This is a genomic window from Vibrio sp. AH4, from assembly GCF_030710545.1.
In the GTDB taxonomy this organism is placed as follows: domain Bacteria; phylum Pseudomonadota; class Gammaproteobacteria; order Enterobacterales; family Vibrionaceae; genus Vibrio; species Vibrio metoecus.
The window spans coordinates 1,550,438-1,563,589 of the sequence record NZ_JALAIV010000001.1; the positions used below are offsets into that span (position 1 = coordinate 1,550,438).

The 13,152-nt window shown below is 47.0% G+C and carries 11 protein-coding genes; 6 read left to right on the plus strand and 5 right to left on the minus strand.

Going from position 1 to position 13,152, the window contains the following annotated elements; all coding sequences use genetic code 11:
* Entirely contained in the window at positions 1-1,014 is a 1,014-nt protein-coding gene (locus tag MKA69_RS07355) for a peptidase U32 family protein (RefSeq protein ID WP_134817817.1), read from the minus strand.
* Positions 1,015-1,121: 107 nt separating this feature from the next.
* Complete coding sequence (locus tag MKA69_RS07360; RefSeq protein ID WP_001111402.1) at positions 1,122-3,176, minus strand: bifunctional diguanylate cyclase/phosphodiesterase; 2,055 nt, start codon at positions 3,174-3,176, stop codon at positions 1,122-1,124.
* 320 nt (positions 3,177-3,496) lie between these two features.
* Between MKA69_RS07360 and MKA69_RS07365 the strand changes: the two genes are divergently transcribed.
* The 4 genes from MKA69_RS07365 to rimI all read left to right on the plus strand — a co-directional run bounded on the left by MKA69_RS07365 (position 3,497) and on the right by rimI (position 5,471).
* A complete protein-coding gene (locus MKA69_RS07365; protein WP_000932676.1) occupies positions 3,497-4,024 on the plus strand; it encodes an SCP2 domain-containing protein in 528 nt (175 codons plus the stop codon).
* The gene (locus MKA69_RS07370; protein WP_000908531.1) at positions 4,008-4,511 is read left to right on the plus strand and encodes a GNAT family N-acetyltransferase; all 504 of its coding nucleotides are present in this window, start codon (positions 4,008-4,010) and stop codon (positions 4,509-4,511) included. The genes MKA69_RS07365 and MKA69_RS07370 overlap by 17 nt, the downstream gene beginning before the upstream one ends.
* Positions 4,512-4,617: 106 nt before the next feature.
* Positions 4,618-5,025, plus strand: coding sequence for a DNA polymerase III subunit psi (locus MKA69_RS07375; protein ID WP_055031247.1), 408 nt, complete (start codon positions 4,618-4,620; stop codon positions 5,023-5,025).
* Positions 5,022-5,471, plus strand: coding sequence for a ribosomal protein S18-alanine N-acetyltransferase (gene rimI / locus MKA69_RS07380; RefSeq protein WP_055027838.1), 450 nt, complete (start codon positions 5,022-5,024; stop codon positions 5,469-5,471). Before MKA69_RS07375 ends, rimI begins: the two co-directional genes overlap by 4 nt.
* Here rimI and MKA69_RS07385 read toward each other — a convergent pair.
* Positions 5,460-7,517 carry a bifunctional diguanylate cyclase/phosphodiesterase gene (locus tag MKA69_RS07385; RefSeq protein ID WP_305847765.1) on the minus strand — a complete coding sequence of 686 codons (2,058 nt, stop codon included), beginning with the start codon at positions 7,515-7,517 and terminating at the stop codon, positions 5,460-5,462. The genes rimI and MKA69_RS07385 overlap by 12 nt on opposite strands.
* A gap of 208 nt (positions 7,518-7,725) precedes the next feature.
* On the opposite strand from MKA69_RS07385, the gene prfC reads away from it, so the two are divergent.
* Entirely contained in the window at positions 7,726-9,315 is a 1,590-nt protein-coding gene (prfC, locus tag MKA69_RS07390) for a peptide chain release factor 3 (RefSeq protein ID WP_000108387.1), read from the plus strand.
* 102 nt (positions 9,316-9,417) lie between these two features.
* On the opposite strand, the gene srmB is transcribed toward prfC, so the two are convergent.
* Positions 9,418-10,683, minus strand: coding sequence for an ATP-dependent RNA helicase SrmB (gene srmB, locus MKA69_RS07395; protein WP_305847766.1), 1,266 nt, complete (start codon positions 10,681-10,683; stop codon positions 9,418-9,420).
* 90 nt (positions 10,684-10,773) lie between these two features.
* The gene (locus MKA69_RS07400; RefSeq protein ID WP_055035605.1) at positions 10,774-11,493 is read right to left on the minus strand and encodes a tRNA1(Val) (adenine(37)-N6)-methyltransferase; all 720 of its coding nucleotides are present in this window, start codon (positions 11,491-11,493) and stop codon (positions 10,774-10,776) included.
* Positions 11,494-11,801: 308 nt separating this feature from the next.
* Here MKA69_RS07400 and brnQ point away from each other — a divergent pair, with 308 nt between their 5' ends.
* The gene (brnQ, locus tag MKA69_RS07405; RefSeq protein ID WP_055028249.1) at positions 11,802-13,115 is read left to right on the plus strand and encodes a branched-chain amino acid transport system II carrier protein; all 1,314 of its coding nucleotides are present in this window, start codon (positions 11,802-11,804) and stop codon (positions 13,113-13,115) included.
* Positions 13,116-13,152 lie beyond the last annotated feature (37 nt).

Here is a 13,152-nt window from a genome sequence, read left to right on the forward strand (position 1 = left end):
TTATTGCCATTGACGGTGATAAGCACCGAGCGTGGTTTGTGTACCTTCTGACACATTGGCCAGTGCAGCATCCCATTTGGGTTCTACATGATACTGTGTCGGATTGGCCAGATAGCGGTCGATCGCGGCACGCCACGTACGAGTCACTTGTTCTACATACGCAGGGCTACGTTGCCGACCTTCAATCTTTACTGAGGCTACATTTGCGGCAAAGAGTTCTGGTAGCAGTGACAAGGTGTTTAAGCTGGTGGGTTCTTCGAGTGCGTGGTAGCACTTACTTTCACCCTCAAGCTCAGTAATGAAGCGACCCTTACACAAAGTCGGGTAGCCTGCATTTTCTCCTGCTGCGTACTTATCAATCAAAATCTCGTTCAAACGTGATTCGAGCCCAGATTCCGTTTCTTGCCAACGAACGTACTTGGCTGGAGAACAAGCACCGACCGTGTTGGGAGATTCCCCCGTCATGTAGGACGAGAGATAGCAACGCCCTTCCGACATGATGCACAAGCTGCCAAAGGCGAACACTTCCAACTCAACACCTTGTGGGATGTTGCGTGAAAGCTGTTTGACTTGATGAATGGAAAGTACGCGCGGCAGTACGACACGTTTCACATTAAAATTCTGATGGTAAAACTCAACCGCTTTCACGTTGGTAGCAGAAGCTTGTACGGAAAGATGCAGTTCAAGGTACGGGTATTTACGCGCCGCATATTCAAGCACCGCAATATCGGCAATGATCAAAGCATCCACACCCAGATCCGCGGCCTGATCAACCGCGTTAGTCCAACGCTCAAAGCCATTCGGATGGGCAAAAGTGTTGAGTGCTATATGAATTTTTTTACGGTGGTCATGAACATACTGAACGGCTTTTTCCAGTTTTTTGCCGCTAAAATTAAGGCCAGCAAAATGGCGAGCATTCGTATCATCTTTGAAACCGATGTAAACCGCATCGGCGCCACAATCAATCGCTGTTTTCAGGGCCGGCAAATTTCCGGCCGGACAGAGAAGTTCCATAGCGTAAGGCTCTGAATTCAGGGAATAGTGGATGCATTTTAGAAAGGATTGAATCAGGCAGATTTGATGTAAGGCAGGTTTCAGACAATCAGAACAAAATTAACCCCTTAGAGGGATTTTCGATGACGGCGATTTTGCGCAAATAACTCTTCAACTTCATGCTTGGGTTGAGGGCGATAGAAATGGAAGCCTTGAATGGAATGACAATTGAGATTGGAAAGCAAAGTGGCTTGCTGTTGGGTTTCGACCCCCTCTGCCACGACCGTTAAGTTCAATGAGCGGCCTAAGTTGATGATGTTTTCAATAACAGTGAGCTGCTTCGGTAGCGTATCGATATTACTGATGAACGCGCGGTCAATTTTCAGTTCGTCAATCGGGAAGCGGGCTAAATAAGCTAATGAAGAGTAACCGGTACCGAAATCGTCAATCGATAAAGTAAAGCCGAGCTTTTTAATCGCATTGAGCATTTGTTGGGTGTGCTCACTGTCACTCATCACGGCACTTTCGGTCAGCTCAAAGGTGATGCTGTTTGGGTCTAGCCCGGTTGTCCTTAGCAGTTTTTCCAGATAATCGATCAGTTGTGGGTTGCCAAATTGTTCTGGAGAAATGTTGATCGCTACGCGTCCGGGCAGAATCCCTTGCAGTTTCCAGCGTTTGACGGTGGCAAACACTTCGCGCATCACGACTCGTCCTAAATGTTCAATCAAGCCTGCTTTTTCTGCCACCGGAATGAACGCTCCTGGGCTGATATAGCCTTCGACGGGATGTTTCCAACGTACCAGAGCCTCTGCGCCATTGATGCTAAAATCACGCGCGTTGACTTTCGGTTGGTACCACACTTCCAATCCATTTTGTTGTAGTGCTTTTTGCAGCTCAATTTCCAACCAAAGCCGCATGCGCGCTTCTTTATTCATCTGATCGTTAAATTTGATCAGTCGGTTGCGGCCACGTTCTTTGGCTTCATACATGGCGGTATCGGCATTTTGCAGCAGCACGCGGGCATCGTTGCCATCGCCTGGGTAGCGTACGCTACCGATAGAACAGGCTAAACGCTTGCTGAAGTGATGAAGATCAAAGGGCTGATTAATCAAGGAGATGATGCGATCGGCCAGCATTTCCGCCGAACGGTTGTGTTCTGGTTCAGGTAAAATTAAACCAAACTCATCGCCGCCTAAATGGCCAAGTACCGCTTGTTGCGGCAGAAGGCGTTTAAGACGAGCCGCCACTTCTTTGATCACCTTGTCACCGATGTGATGACCAAGGGAGTCATTAATATTTTTAAAGTTGTCGATATCCAGATAGAGCATCACCAACGGTGTTTCATTGTGAATTAATTGCTCTAAACGTTTGGTGAAACCGTGTCGGTTGTACAGTCCGGTTAAACTATCCATATGAGCATCGACTTGAGTCGTTGCTGAAAGCTGTTTTGGTGCTTCGTCCGCATCTTGCAATAAGATCAGCTGCGAGTGGCTGCCGAGCAGGGAAGTGCTGCCTGCATGCAACTGGATTTTACGTTCAAATCCACATCGAGGACCGGTGAGGCACACCAAGGGTTTTTCAGTAAGCAGAGTCGCCAATTGTGTGGAAAACACCGTTTTGGTTTTCTCATCAATAAACAGGCGCGATAAATTCTCACCCAAGAGTTTTTGCGCATCGTCAAAACCGAGCAGACGTGCGGCTGAAGGGTTGGCTGAGATAATGCAGTCGTTTTCGACCATCATCAAACCATCGGGCAGTAACGTTGTCAGAAGCGCATATTTGCTTTCTGACTCTTCTAACGAACGCACCAAAATTTGCTTTTCTGAGGTATCTATCGCATGAAATACGATGTATTGCACTTGGTCGTGCATCACGATAGGCGATAAGGAAAAGTGCAAACTGGTTTCGAGATCGATTTCGCTGAGCGTCAGTTCGGATTCGATATGTTCGTTTTTAAAGGCGCGTTCGTAGAACGGTTTGAGGTGTTGGTAAAAATGTTCACCCAAAACTTGGCTGTCACTCATCCCGGCCATCTCTTCGCTTGAGAGACCCGCGATATCGCAATAGCGCTCGTTGACCATCACATACTTGTGTTGATCATTGAGGATTGCAAAAAAGAACGGACTGTGTGCCGTAATTTTAGCAAACCAATGCTTGAGCTGAGATGAGGTTTGAGCAGGCATTTAAAATACTACCAACTGTCCGTGCGCGATGACATTTATAATATCCCCTCTAACAACGACTAACAGTTTGCATCGTGGTATTTGAGATTGATGAGCGCATCGAACGCCGTTCATCTAACTTTACAACCTAGCAATATCGGCAGTGGTATGTTGTTGGGGGTATAGCGTTACCAATTCGGTAACTCATTCACTATAACTGTGATTTTCACAGTAGAAAAGGTTCTCGGCCTGAAGTTATTTTTTGATACATAACAGGAATCCGTCTTTTGACATCCAGTATGATGATCGCAGAATGACTAACAAGGTAACGGATAACGCTCGTGTTAAACAAGATTCGCACTCAACTGGTTCAGAACGCTGCTTCAATTTTGCGATCTCCAATCCACTTATTGCCTCAAAACGTTCAAAAAAAAGCCTTGCTTGATGCAATGGGTTTAGTATTCCGCGAGGCCTTGCAAGACGGGGACTTTGAGTTTCTCGAAGAGAAATGGCTGAAGGTCGAAGTGAAGGACATGGATTTACGTTGGTTTATTAGCTACCAAAACGAACAGTTGGTGGTGGCAGATGCTCCGGTTCAGGAAGATGTCAGCTTTAGCGGCAGTCTGAATGATTTGGTGCTGATCGCGGGACGTAAAGAAGACCCTGATACGTTATTTTTCCAACGCCGCCTTTCGATTGAAGGGGATACTGAACTCGGGTTGGAAGTAAAAAACCTGATGGACAGCGTGGATCTGCAACAATTGCCCAAGCCGCTGCAAATTTTGCTTCAACAGTTGGCGGATTTTGTGCATAAAGGGATGCAAAAGCCGAATTCATCCCAAGAGGTTATTAATGCTTATTCGAACTGAAGCACCTGCCGATATTCTGGCTGTCGATGAACTGTTGAAAAATGTCTTTGCCACTGAAGCCGAGGCTAACTTAGTGATGGCATTACGTGAAAATGGGAAGCGAACGTTGTCATTGGTTGCCTGTGATGATGAAGGGGCAATCCTTGGACATGTGATGTTTAGCCCTGTGACGGTTGCTGGGGAAGATCTGAATTGGCAAGGTTTAGCACCGTTGGCGGTGAAAGAAGAGTATCGTCGCCAAGGTATTGGTGCGGATTTGGTTAAAGAAGGACTCAGTTCTCTGGGAGAGCTAGGGTATCCAGCCTGTGTGGTTCTGGGCGATCCTGATTATTACGCACGGTTTGGCTTTGAAGATGCGGCATCCTATCAGTTGCACTGTGCTTGGGATGCGCCGCAAGGGGCTTTTCGTGTGGTTGCACTCTGGGAAAGAGAGTTGGATGGCCGATCTGGGCTTATCGAATACAGCCCTGAGTTTGCCGCTGTCTAAATCGCCTTTCAAAAAGGAGCATTTATGCTCCTTTTTCTCTCTAGCGCTTGAGTCGCTAATCCTCTGTTTGTTAGCATTGCCGCTCAGATAGGCTGCGAGTAATACCATGCGTTCTTCTTCACACTATTTGTCCGCGATGGGCATTCAACAATGGGAATTGATCCATCCCGAACGTTTGGCGGGGTTTCAACCACCGACTCAAGCGTTGGATCAAGGCTGCCGGCTCTTGCTGGTGGCCAATGAGCCACCGCAAGGGGCTGAAATCCTATTGCTGGAGAGGATCCTCAAAAGCGTTCAGCTTGAACTGTCAATGGTTCGCCATATCGCTCCAATGCAGCTTAGTCACCTTGCTTATGAGGGTTTAGAGTGGATCTGGTTTGCTGGTTGTGAGCCGTTGCCTCATCACGCTCAAAAGCAGCTGCATTCACCGCGGTTAAGTGAGATTGATGGTCATACCCAATATCGCCGCGCACTGTGGCAACAAATTTGTGCTTACCAAGGAACCACATCATGAGTTTAGTTTTTACGGCTATGCAATCTGAGCATTTGGATGCGGTTTGGCGCATTGAGCGCGTAGCCCACTCTCACCCTTGGAAGGAATCTATGGTGCGAGATCTCAATAGTCGTGGTGCGCGTCATCAGGTGATGTTGGTGGATGAGCAGGTGGTCGGATATTTCTATGCGCAGAATATTGTTGGCGAAGTGACCTTGCTGAATATTGCGATTGATCCTGCCATGCAGGGTAAAGGCTATGGCAAGCAACTGCTTGATCATTTTATTGCTCAGTGCGAGCAACAAAATGCAGAAAGCGCTTGGTTAGAAGTGCGCGAAAGCAATCAGCGTGCGTTTCATCTTTATCAGCAAGCGGGCTTTAATGAAATTGATCGGCGTATCAATTACTACCCTGCGGCAAATGGTAAAAGTGAAGATGCGATCATCATGAGTTACCTATTTTTGTAAGCTATTTGTGGCGATCGGTAAGGTTTGAATTTTCCGATAACTGTTGCTCACAAACCGTTGTGCAATTTCTTCTGCGCGCAGCGGTTTATCAAACAGGTAGCCTTGGAATTGGTTACAACCAAGCTGTTTGAGTGCTGCCAGCTCAGAGGTGTCTTCAACCCCCTCGGCAATGACTTCCAAGTTTAACTTTCTGGCAATCGCCAAAATAGTATCGACGATGGCTTGGTCGTTATCATCCAGATGCAGTTGATTGACAAACGAGCGATCAATTTTCAACACATCCACCGCGAGATGTTTTAGATAACGCAATGAAGAGTAACCCGTACCAAAATCATCGATCGAAATACTGATCTGACTCTCTTTGAGCTTAGCCATTTTCTGAATTGCACTTTCTACATTCTCAAGCAGTAAACTTTCAGTAATTTCCAGCTCAATCGGTTCTCCGGTGATCCCAGCTTGGCGCAACGCATGGTTAACCTGTTCGATAAACGAGTCTTGAGCAAATTGTAGTGGGCTAATATTGATCGCCAAGCGGCGAAAATGCGGCGGTAAAATGCCTTGTTTTTTCCACTGAGCGTATTGATAACAGGCTTGCTCAATTATCCAAGTACCGATGGGCAAAATTTGCCCAGTCTCTTCGGCAATCGGCATAAACACACCGGGAGGCAGTAATCCGCGTTTCGGATGATTCCAACGAATCAGTGCTTCTACCCCAATGATATGATGTTGCTCATCGACTTGAGGTTGATAATACAGCTCTAGCTGATGTTGATTGAGGGCTTCGTGAAGTCCTTTTTCAATCTCCAAAAACGATTCGACCTGCGCCTGCATTTCTGGCTCATAGAACATGAATTTATTACGTCCACTGGCTTTAGCTCGATAAAGCGCAGTATCGGCTTGGCGTAACACATCAATATTACTGATCCCAACCGAAGGAAAAATCGAGATACCGATACTCACCGTACAGTAAAGTTGGTGATCGTCTACGGTATAAGGGTTAGAAATCAGGGTAAGCAACTGTTTGGCCACCTCTTCCGCTTTGTTGGGGGATAAATAGGGGATGAGCACCACAAATTCATCACCACCAATCCGCGCTGAGAGATAGTCATTCTTTGTCCATGCATCCATGCGCAGTGCGACGGCTTTAATCAACTGATCGCCAATGGTGTGACCGAGTGAGTCATTAATGGTTTTGAAGCGATCGAGATCGAGATAGAACAGTGCTCCAGTCGTGTGTGCATTTTGCGCTGTCGTAATGGCATCACTGAGTTTTTGTAGCAATAAACTGCGATTAGCTAGCCCTGTTAAGCTGTCGTAATAGGCGAGCTGATTGAGTTTAGATTCGGCTAGCTCTTTGCCTTTCCACATTGATTGAAAGGTAGAAGCTAGCTCGCTGAGTTCATCATCATGGGTTAGGCGAGGTGGCAGCGGCGAGCGCTGAGTATCATTGAGTGAGTTTACCCAGCTAATCAACATGGTGATTGGGCGCGATAGTTTTTGGTAGAAAAAGATCAGTAAAATCGTTGTGAGCAAGGTATTGCGCAAAAGGTCGAACAAAAGCACCCGTGTGGTTTTGGCAATGAATTCTTTGGCGATCGAAGTTCCATCGATATAGAAACTCAATTTACCGACCACCACATTTGAGTTGGGTTGATGCAGTTCGGCACTGAATACGGAGACCGAAGGCGTCAGGTAACTTGCTAATGCATTGACCCATTCACTCTGCTTACCAATCTCCCGCTCTTTGCGGGTCATGACATCCCCAAAATCATCGACAATTTCAACTTTAAAAATCCCAGGGTCGAGCATTAAGGTTGTGGCGACCTGCTCCGCCAGCAAATTATTCAGATGATAAGCAGCTTGGCTAGCGTTCTCATAACTCTGCACCAGTTTAAAGTTGTAGTGTTCCTGAACCTTGCTCTGTTCTTGATGTAAATCAGACAGTGTATGGTATAGGCTAAAACAGAGCCCCAATAGCACGGAGACTAAAAAAACACTTTTGGCTTGCTTAAAGGCCAACGAATGAATCTTACGAAATTTGGTCATAGGCCGACTTCATTTTTATCTACTCTCTAAAGTTATAGTTCATGTTTATTGATAAATTAATTAAAACGGTGATGAGAAAATATGAAATCACTCATTAATTGCAGTGAAGTTGCTCCCAGAGCCAAGATAAGGGAGAATACCGCGCAAATTTGAACCGAAACGCTAGTCAGCTCACGTAAGCTGACCCAAGCACAAAGAGAATCTGTTGATGTCAACTACACCCTATTTCGGCGAAGTGTCAAAACGCCGCACATTTGCGATCATTTCGCACCCTGACGCGGGTAAAACCACGATCACTGAAAAAGTTCTGCTCTTCGGACGTGCGATTCAAGTCGCAGGTACGGTAAAAGGCCGTGGCTCAAACCAGCACGCGAAATCGGACTGGATGGAAATGGAAAAAGAGCGTGGTATTTCGGTGACCACCTCGGTGATGCAGTTCCCGTACGGCGATAGTCTGGTTAACCTTTTAGATACCCCAGGACACGAAGACTTCTCGGAAGATACTTATCGTACCCTAACCGCGGTGGATTCTTGCTTGATGGTGATTGATGCCGCGAAAGGGGTTGAGGATCGTACGCGTAAATTGATGGAAGTTACCCGTCTGCGTGATACGCCGATCGTCACGTTCATGAACAAGCTGGATCGTGAAATCCGTGACCCGATGGAATTGCTGGATGAAGTGGAAAATGAGCTGAAAATTGCTTGTTCGCCGATCACATGGCCTATCGGCTGTGGTAAAGAGTTTAAAGGCGTGTACCACATCCATCGTGATGAAACGATTTTGTACTCAACGGGTCAGGGCCACACCATTCAAGACGAGCGCATTATTAAAGGCCTCGACAACCCAGAGCTAGATAAAGCCGTGGGTGAAGACTTAGCGGCGCAGCTGCGTGAAGAACTGGAATTAGTACTGGGGGCTTCCCATGAGTTTGATCGTGAGCTATTCCTAAGCGGTGAACTTACTCCGGTTTTCTTTGGTACGGCATTGGGTAACTTTGGTGTTGACCATATGCTTGATGGCCTGACGCAGTGGGCTCCATCACCAATGCCTCGCCAAGCGGCAGAGCGGGTCGTGGACGCGAGCGAAGAGAAGTTCAGTGGCTTCGTGTTTAAAATTCAAGCCAACATGGATCCAAAACACCGTGACCGAATTGCTTTCGTACGTATTGTTTCTGGTACTTACAAGCAAGGCATGAAGATGAATCACGTGCGCCTTGGCAAGCAGATCAACATTTCGGATGCGGTGACTTTCATGGCCGGTGACCGTGCGCGTGCAGAAGAAGCCTTTGCGGGTGACATTATTGGTCTGCATAACCACGGTACGATCCAGATTGGCGATACCTTTACCCAAGGCGAAACTCTGAAATTTACTGGTATTCCGAACTTTGCCCCTGAACTGTTCCGTCGTATCCGTCTGCGTGATCCACTTAAACAAAAGCAGCTGCTCAAAGGCTTAGTGCAACTTTCTGAAGAGGGTGCAGTACAGGTTTTCCGTCCACTGCAAAACAATGATCTCATCGTTGGCGCGGTGGGTGTGCTGCAGTTTGATGTGGTGGTATCGCGTCTGAAATCAGAATACAACGTTGAAGCTATTTATGAAGGCGTTAACGTTGCGACCGCTCGTTGGGTTGAGTGTGACGATGTGAAGAAGTTTGAAGAATTCAAACGTAAGAACCAGAGCAACCTGGCGCTAGATGGTGGCGATAACCTCGCGTACATTGCACCAACCATGGTGAATTTGAACTTGGCGCAGGAGCGTTCACCAGAGGTGACATTCCGTGCGACTCGTGAGCACTAAGGGTTAAGATAAGTGCGCGTCTGTGTTGGTGCGCATTGTTATCAAAAACAATAAAAAAGCCGATGAGCAATCATCGGCTTTTTCATAACAGGTTTAGCTATTTTAGGCTTTCTTCGCGGTTTTTTTCTTGGCCGCTTTTGGCTTGCTGGTGGCTTTATTCTTCACCGCGCCTTTATCTGCCGGTTTCTTGCTGTCTTTTTTCTTTTTCTTAAACACAGGTTTTTTGTGTTTAGGGCGTAGGCCATCAATAAAACGCTCTTTGACTTCTTCTTTGATGTAACGCTCAACACGCGCCATCATCGGTTGGTCGTGCGCTTCAACCAGTGAAATGGCGATGCCTTTTTTTCCTGCTCGTCCAGTACGGCCGATACGGTGTAGGTAAACGTCAGCACTGCGTGGCAAGTCAAAGTTGATCACATGGCTGATGTCTGGCACGTCGATACCACGAGCCGCGACGTCAGTGGCGAGTAGGATATTCACATCGCCTTCACGGAAACGTGTGATCGCATTGTTACGACGATCTTGTGGCATTTCCCCTTGGATCCATGCACACGGGATCTGGGCTTTTTCCAGTTCAGCACGCAGGTCTGCGAGACGCTCACGAGTTTTTAAGAATACGATTGAACGTTCGGCTTGCTCGGTCAGGATCTTTTTCAGCAGTTCCACTTTATGTGGCATGTCATCGGCGCGGTGGTACCACTGCGAAATTTTCTTACGCTCACGACGTGGTGGTTCGGCATCGACATGTGCGGGATCTTTTAAGAGATCGGCAGTAAACCCTTCCACACCACGGCCTTCTAACGTTGCCGAGAACAGTAGGGTTTGTTTACGCCAGCGGCACTCGGTCGAGAGGCGATCAACCGTTGGGCCAAAACCCATATCCAGCATGCGGTCCGCTTCATCGAGGATCAGCCATTCAATCGCACGACAGTCAAAACGCTCTGCATCAATGTATTCCAGCAAACGGCCAGGTGTGGCGACCACGATATCTTGGGTGGTGGCTAGAATATCGGCGTGCTCTTGGTACTGCACACCGCCTGTAATGGTGAAAATGTTCAGACGCGTGTTTTTGGCGAGCGCTTGCGCTTGTTCGGCCACTTGCATCGCCAGTTCACGGGTTGGCGTTAAAATCAGAATTCGCGCAGGGCCTGCTTTACGGCGTGGGAAATCAAGCAAGTATTGCAGCGCTGGAATGGCAAACGCGGCTGTTTTACCTGTACCTGTAGGGGCAGAGGCTAAGACATCACGACCATCCAGAGCTTGCGGAATTGCTTCAGCCTGAACTTGGGTTGGGCGGCTAAAGCCCATTTCTTCGATCGCTTCAAGCAATATTGGATCGAGTTCGAGGTCGGCAAAGGTTTTAATCACAAATAATTACTCCACAAGCGTTGAAAGGCTCTGTCTTAAAACAGGGCGCACATTATAGATGGATCACGCTTTAGATCACATCTTTAATTGCTACATCTTCAGATAAAAATCACGGGTTAGGTGCTGGAACTCTTCACTGTAGTCATCCTTTTCGCGGATCACCAGTACGGAATCCTCCGCTGTACAAGGGGAGAGATGTAGCTCAAACAATAATCGATGGACAGGTTTGCTTGAGGTCGGCTGTACTTGACAATAACGCCCCAAGTGAAGCCCTGCTTGTTTGGCGAGGATAATGAAATCTTCACCTTCCGTCTTGGGGAGGATAAAGCTCGCTACGCCATCGGATTCGAGAAGCTTAGGTAAGCGCTCAATCAAGGCTTGATGCTGCAAGCTGATGGTGTGGCGTGCAGTCGCTCTAACCTGCTGTTGAGCGGTTTCACCACTGTTGAAATAAGGTGGATTACAAATAATTGCTGCAAAACGTCGGTCTGGTTGCCAGTGCAAAATATCGTGATGGTGACAGGTTATCCGGTCTGCCCAAGGGCTATTCTTCCGATTGTGCTCTGTGGCCTGAAAAGCGCTGAGTTCAATATCCAGTGCGGTAATCTCTGCCTCAGGGAAGCGTTGCGCGCACATTATACTGAGTAGGCCGGTTCCGCAGCCTATATCCAAAATCGAGCGTGGTGGCGTGGTAAATGCCCAACCGCCTAATAGCACACCATCGGTGCTGATCGGCATGCCGCATTCCCCTTCTTCTATACAGAATTGTTTAAATCGAAAGTGTTTATTCATTAATTTATTGGTTTTCATCGTAATTCTGTGCCAAATGAGAGTTAAGCGAAAAGCTCTAGTCTGCAGATGATTGCTAATATTTTATTCTGTTAATTGGTGAAAAAATGCACTGATTATGCAGTCTGTAATTCTGGTTTTTTGCATACATCTAGCATATGACACTGCATTATTGTTGTGAATATAAATTATTGTGGCGTTTTTTGCTTTGCGGTTGCGAAATACAAGCGCATTCGTCATTATTCGGCTTCACACCGCTTAGCGTGATATCGATTTAAGCAGTGAGATGCATACACAACATTCATTACATTTATAAATAAGGGTTATCTGTGAAGCAGACGTTAAAACTAGCAGATATTTTAGCTTTGGGCTTTATGCTGTTCGCGTTCTTTTTGGGCGCCGGTAATATCATTTTTCCACCACTCGCTGGTCAATTAGCGGGTGAGAACATTACACCTGCCATGTTCGGCTTCTTGCTGACAGCGGTTGGTTTACCACTGATCACTATCATTGCGATTGCGGTAGCGGGTGGCAGTTGGGAGCACCTAACCAAAGATTTGCCTGCGAAGGCATCTGTACTGATGGCTGCGTTGATCCTGATCGTGATTGGTCCTGCGTTTGCGGCACCACGCACAGGTCTTGTTGCATTTGAAATGGCGGTAAAACCGTTTTTCACAGAGAGCACTCAATTTGACTTAGCCGTTTTCTCTGTGTTGTTTTTTAGCGTTGCGATGTTTTTCTCATGGTCACAAGGCAAGTTGGTCGATTTAATCGGTAAATTACTGACTCCAGCTCTGTTTATTGGTTTGATCATTCTTGCGCTTGGGGTGTTTATGAACCCACAAGGTGAGATGATTGCGGCGCAAGGTGATTACCTGACTCAACCGCTAACCAAAGGTTTCTTGGAAGGCTACAACACGATGGATACGTTTGCATCGCTGATGTTTGGTATCTTGATTGTGGATGCACTGCGTAGCAAAGGGATTACTGATCGTGCCGCGACTACACGTTACTTGATTACTTCTGCTGTGATTGCGGCAGTGGGGTTGGCTCTGGTTTACGGTTCACTATTCTACCTTGGTGCGACAAGCTCAAGTGTGGCAGCCGGTGCAAATAACGGCGGCGCGATTCTAAGCCAATACGTGAAAGCGCTGTTTGGTCACAATGGTCAATTTGTTCTGTCTGTGATCGTTATGCTGGCTTGTTTAACCACGGCCGTTGGTTTGATTTCAGCGTGTTCCGATTTTTTCAGCAAACATACCTCATTGTCATACAAAAAATGGGTCGTGATTAATGGTGTGGCTTGTGGCGTAGTGGCGAATGTTGGCCTAGCACAGCTCATCACTTTGTCTATCCCTGTGTTGTTTGCTCTGTACCCGGTCGCGATCGCATTGGTAGCGTTAACGTTTGTTCGTCAAAAACTACCAAACCCTCGCATTGCTTACCGCGTTGTATTGGCGGTGTCTTTGTTGGTTGCGTTGTTGGATGCTGCCAAAGTGGCAGGTGTTGATGTTTCAGCCTTTGATTTCTTGCCTTTCTTTGAATACGGTATGGGTTGGTTACTGCCAACAAGTGCAACGTTGATCTGTATGTTCTTTATCTCAGGATCATCATCACCAGCATTAGAAGAAGAGCTTGCATAAGTCTCTTGAATCATCGAAAAGCGGAAGCCAAAGCTTC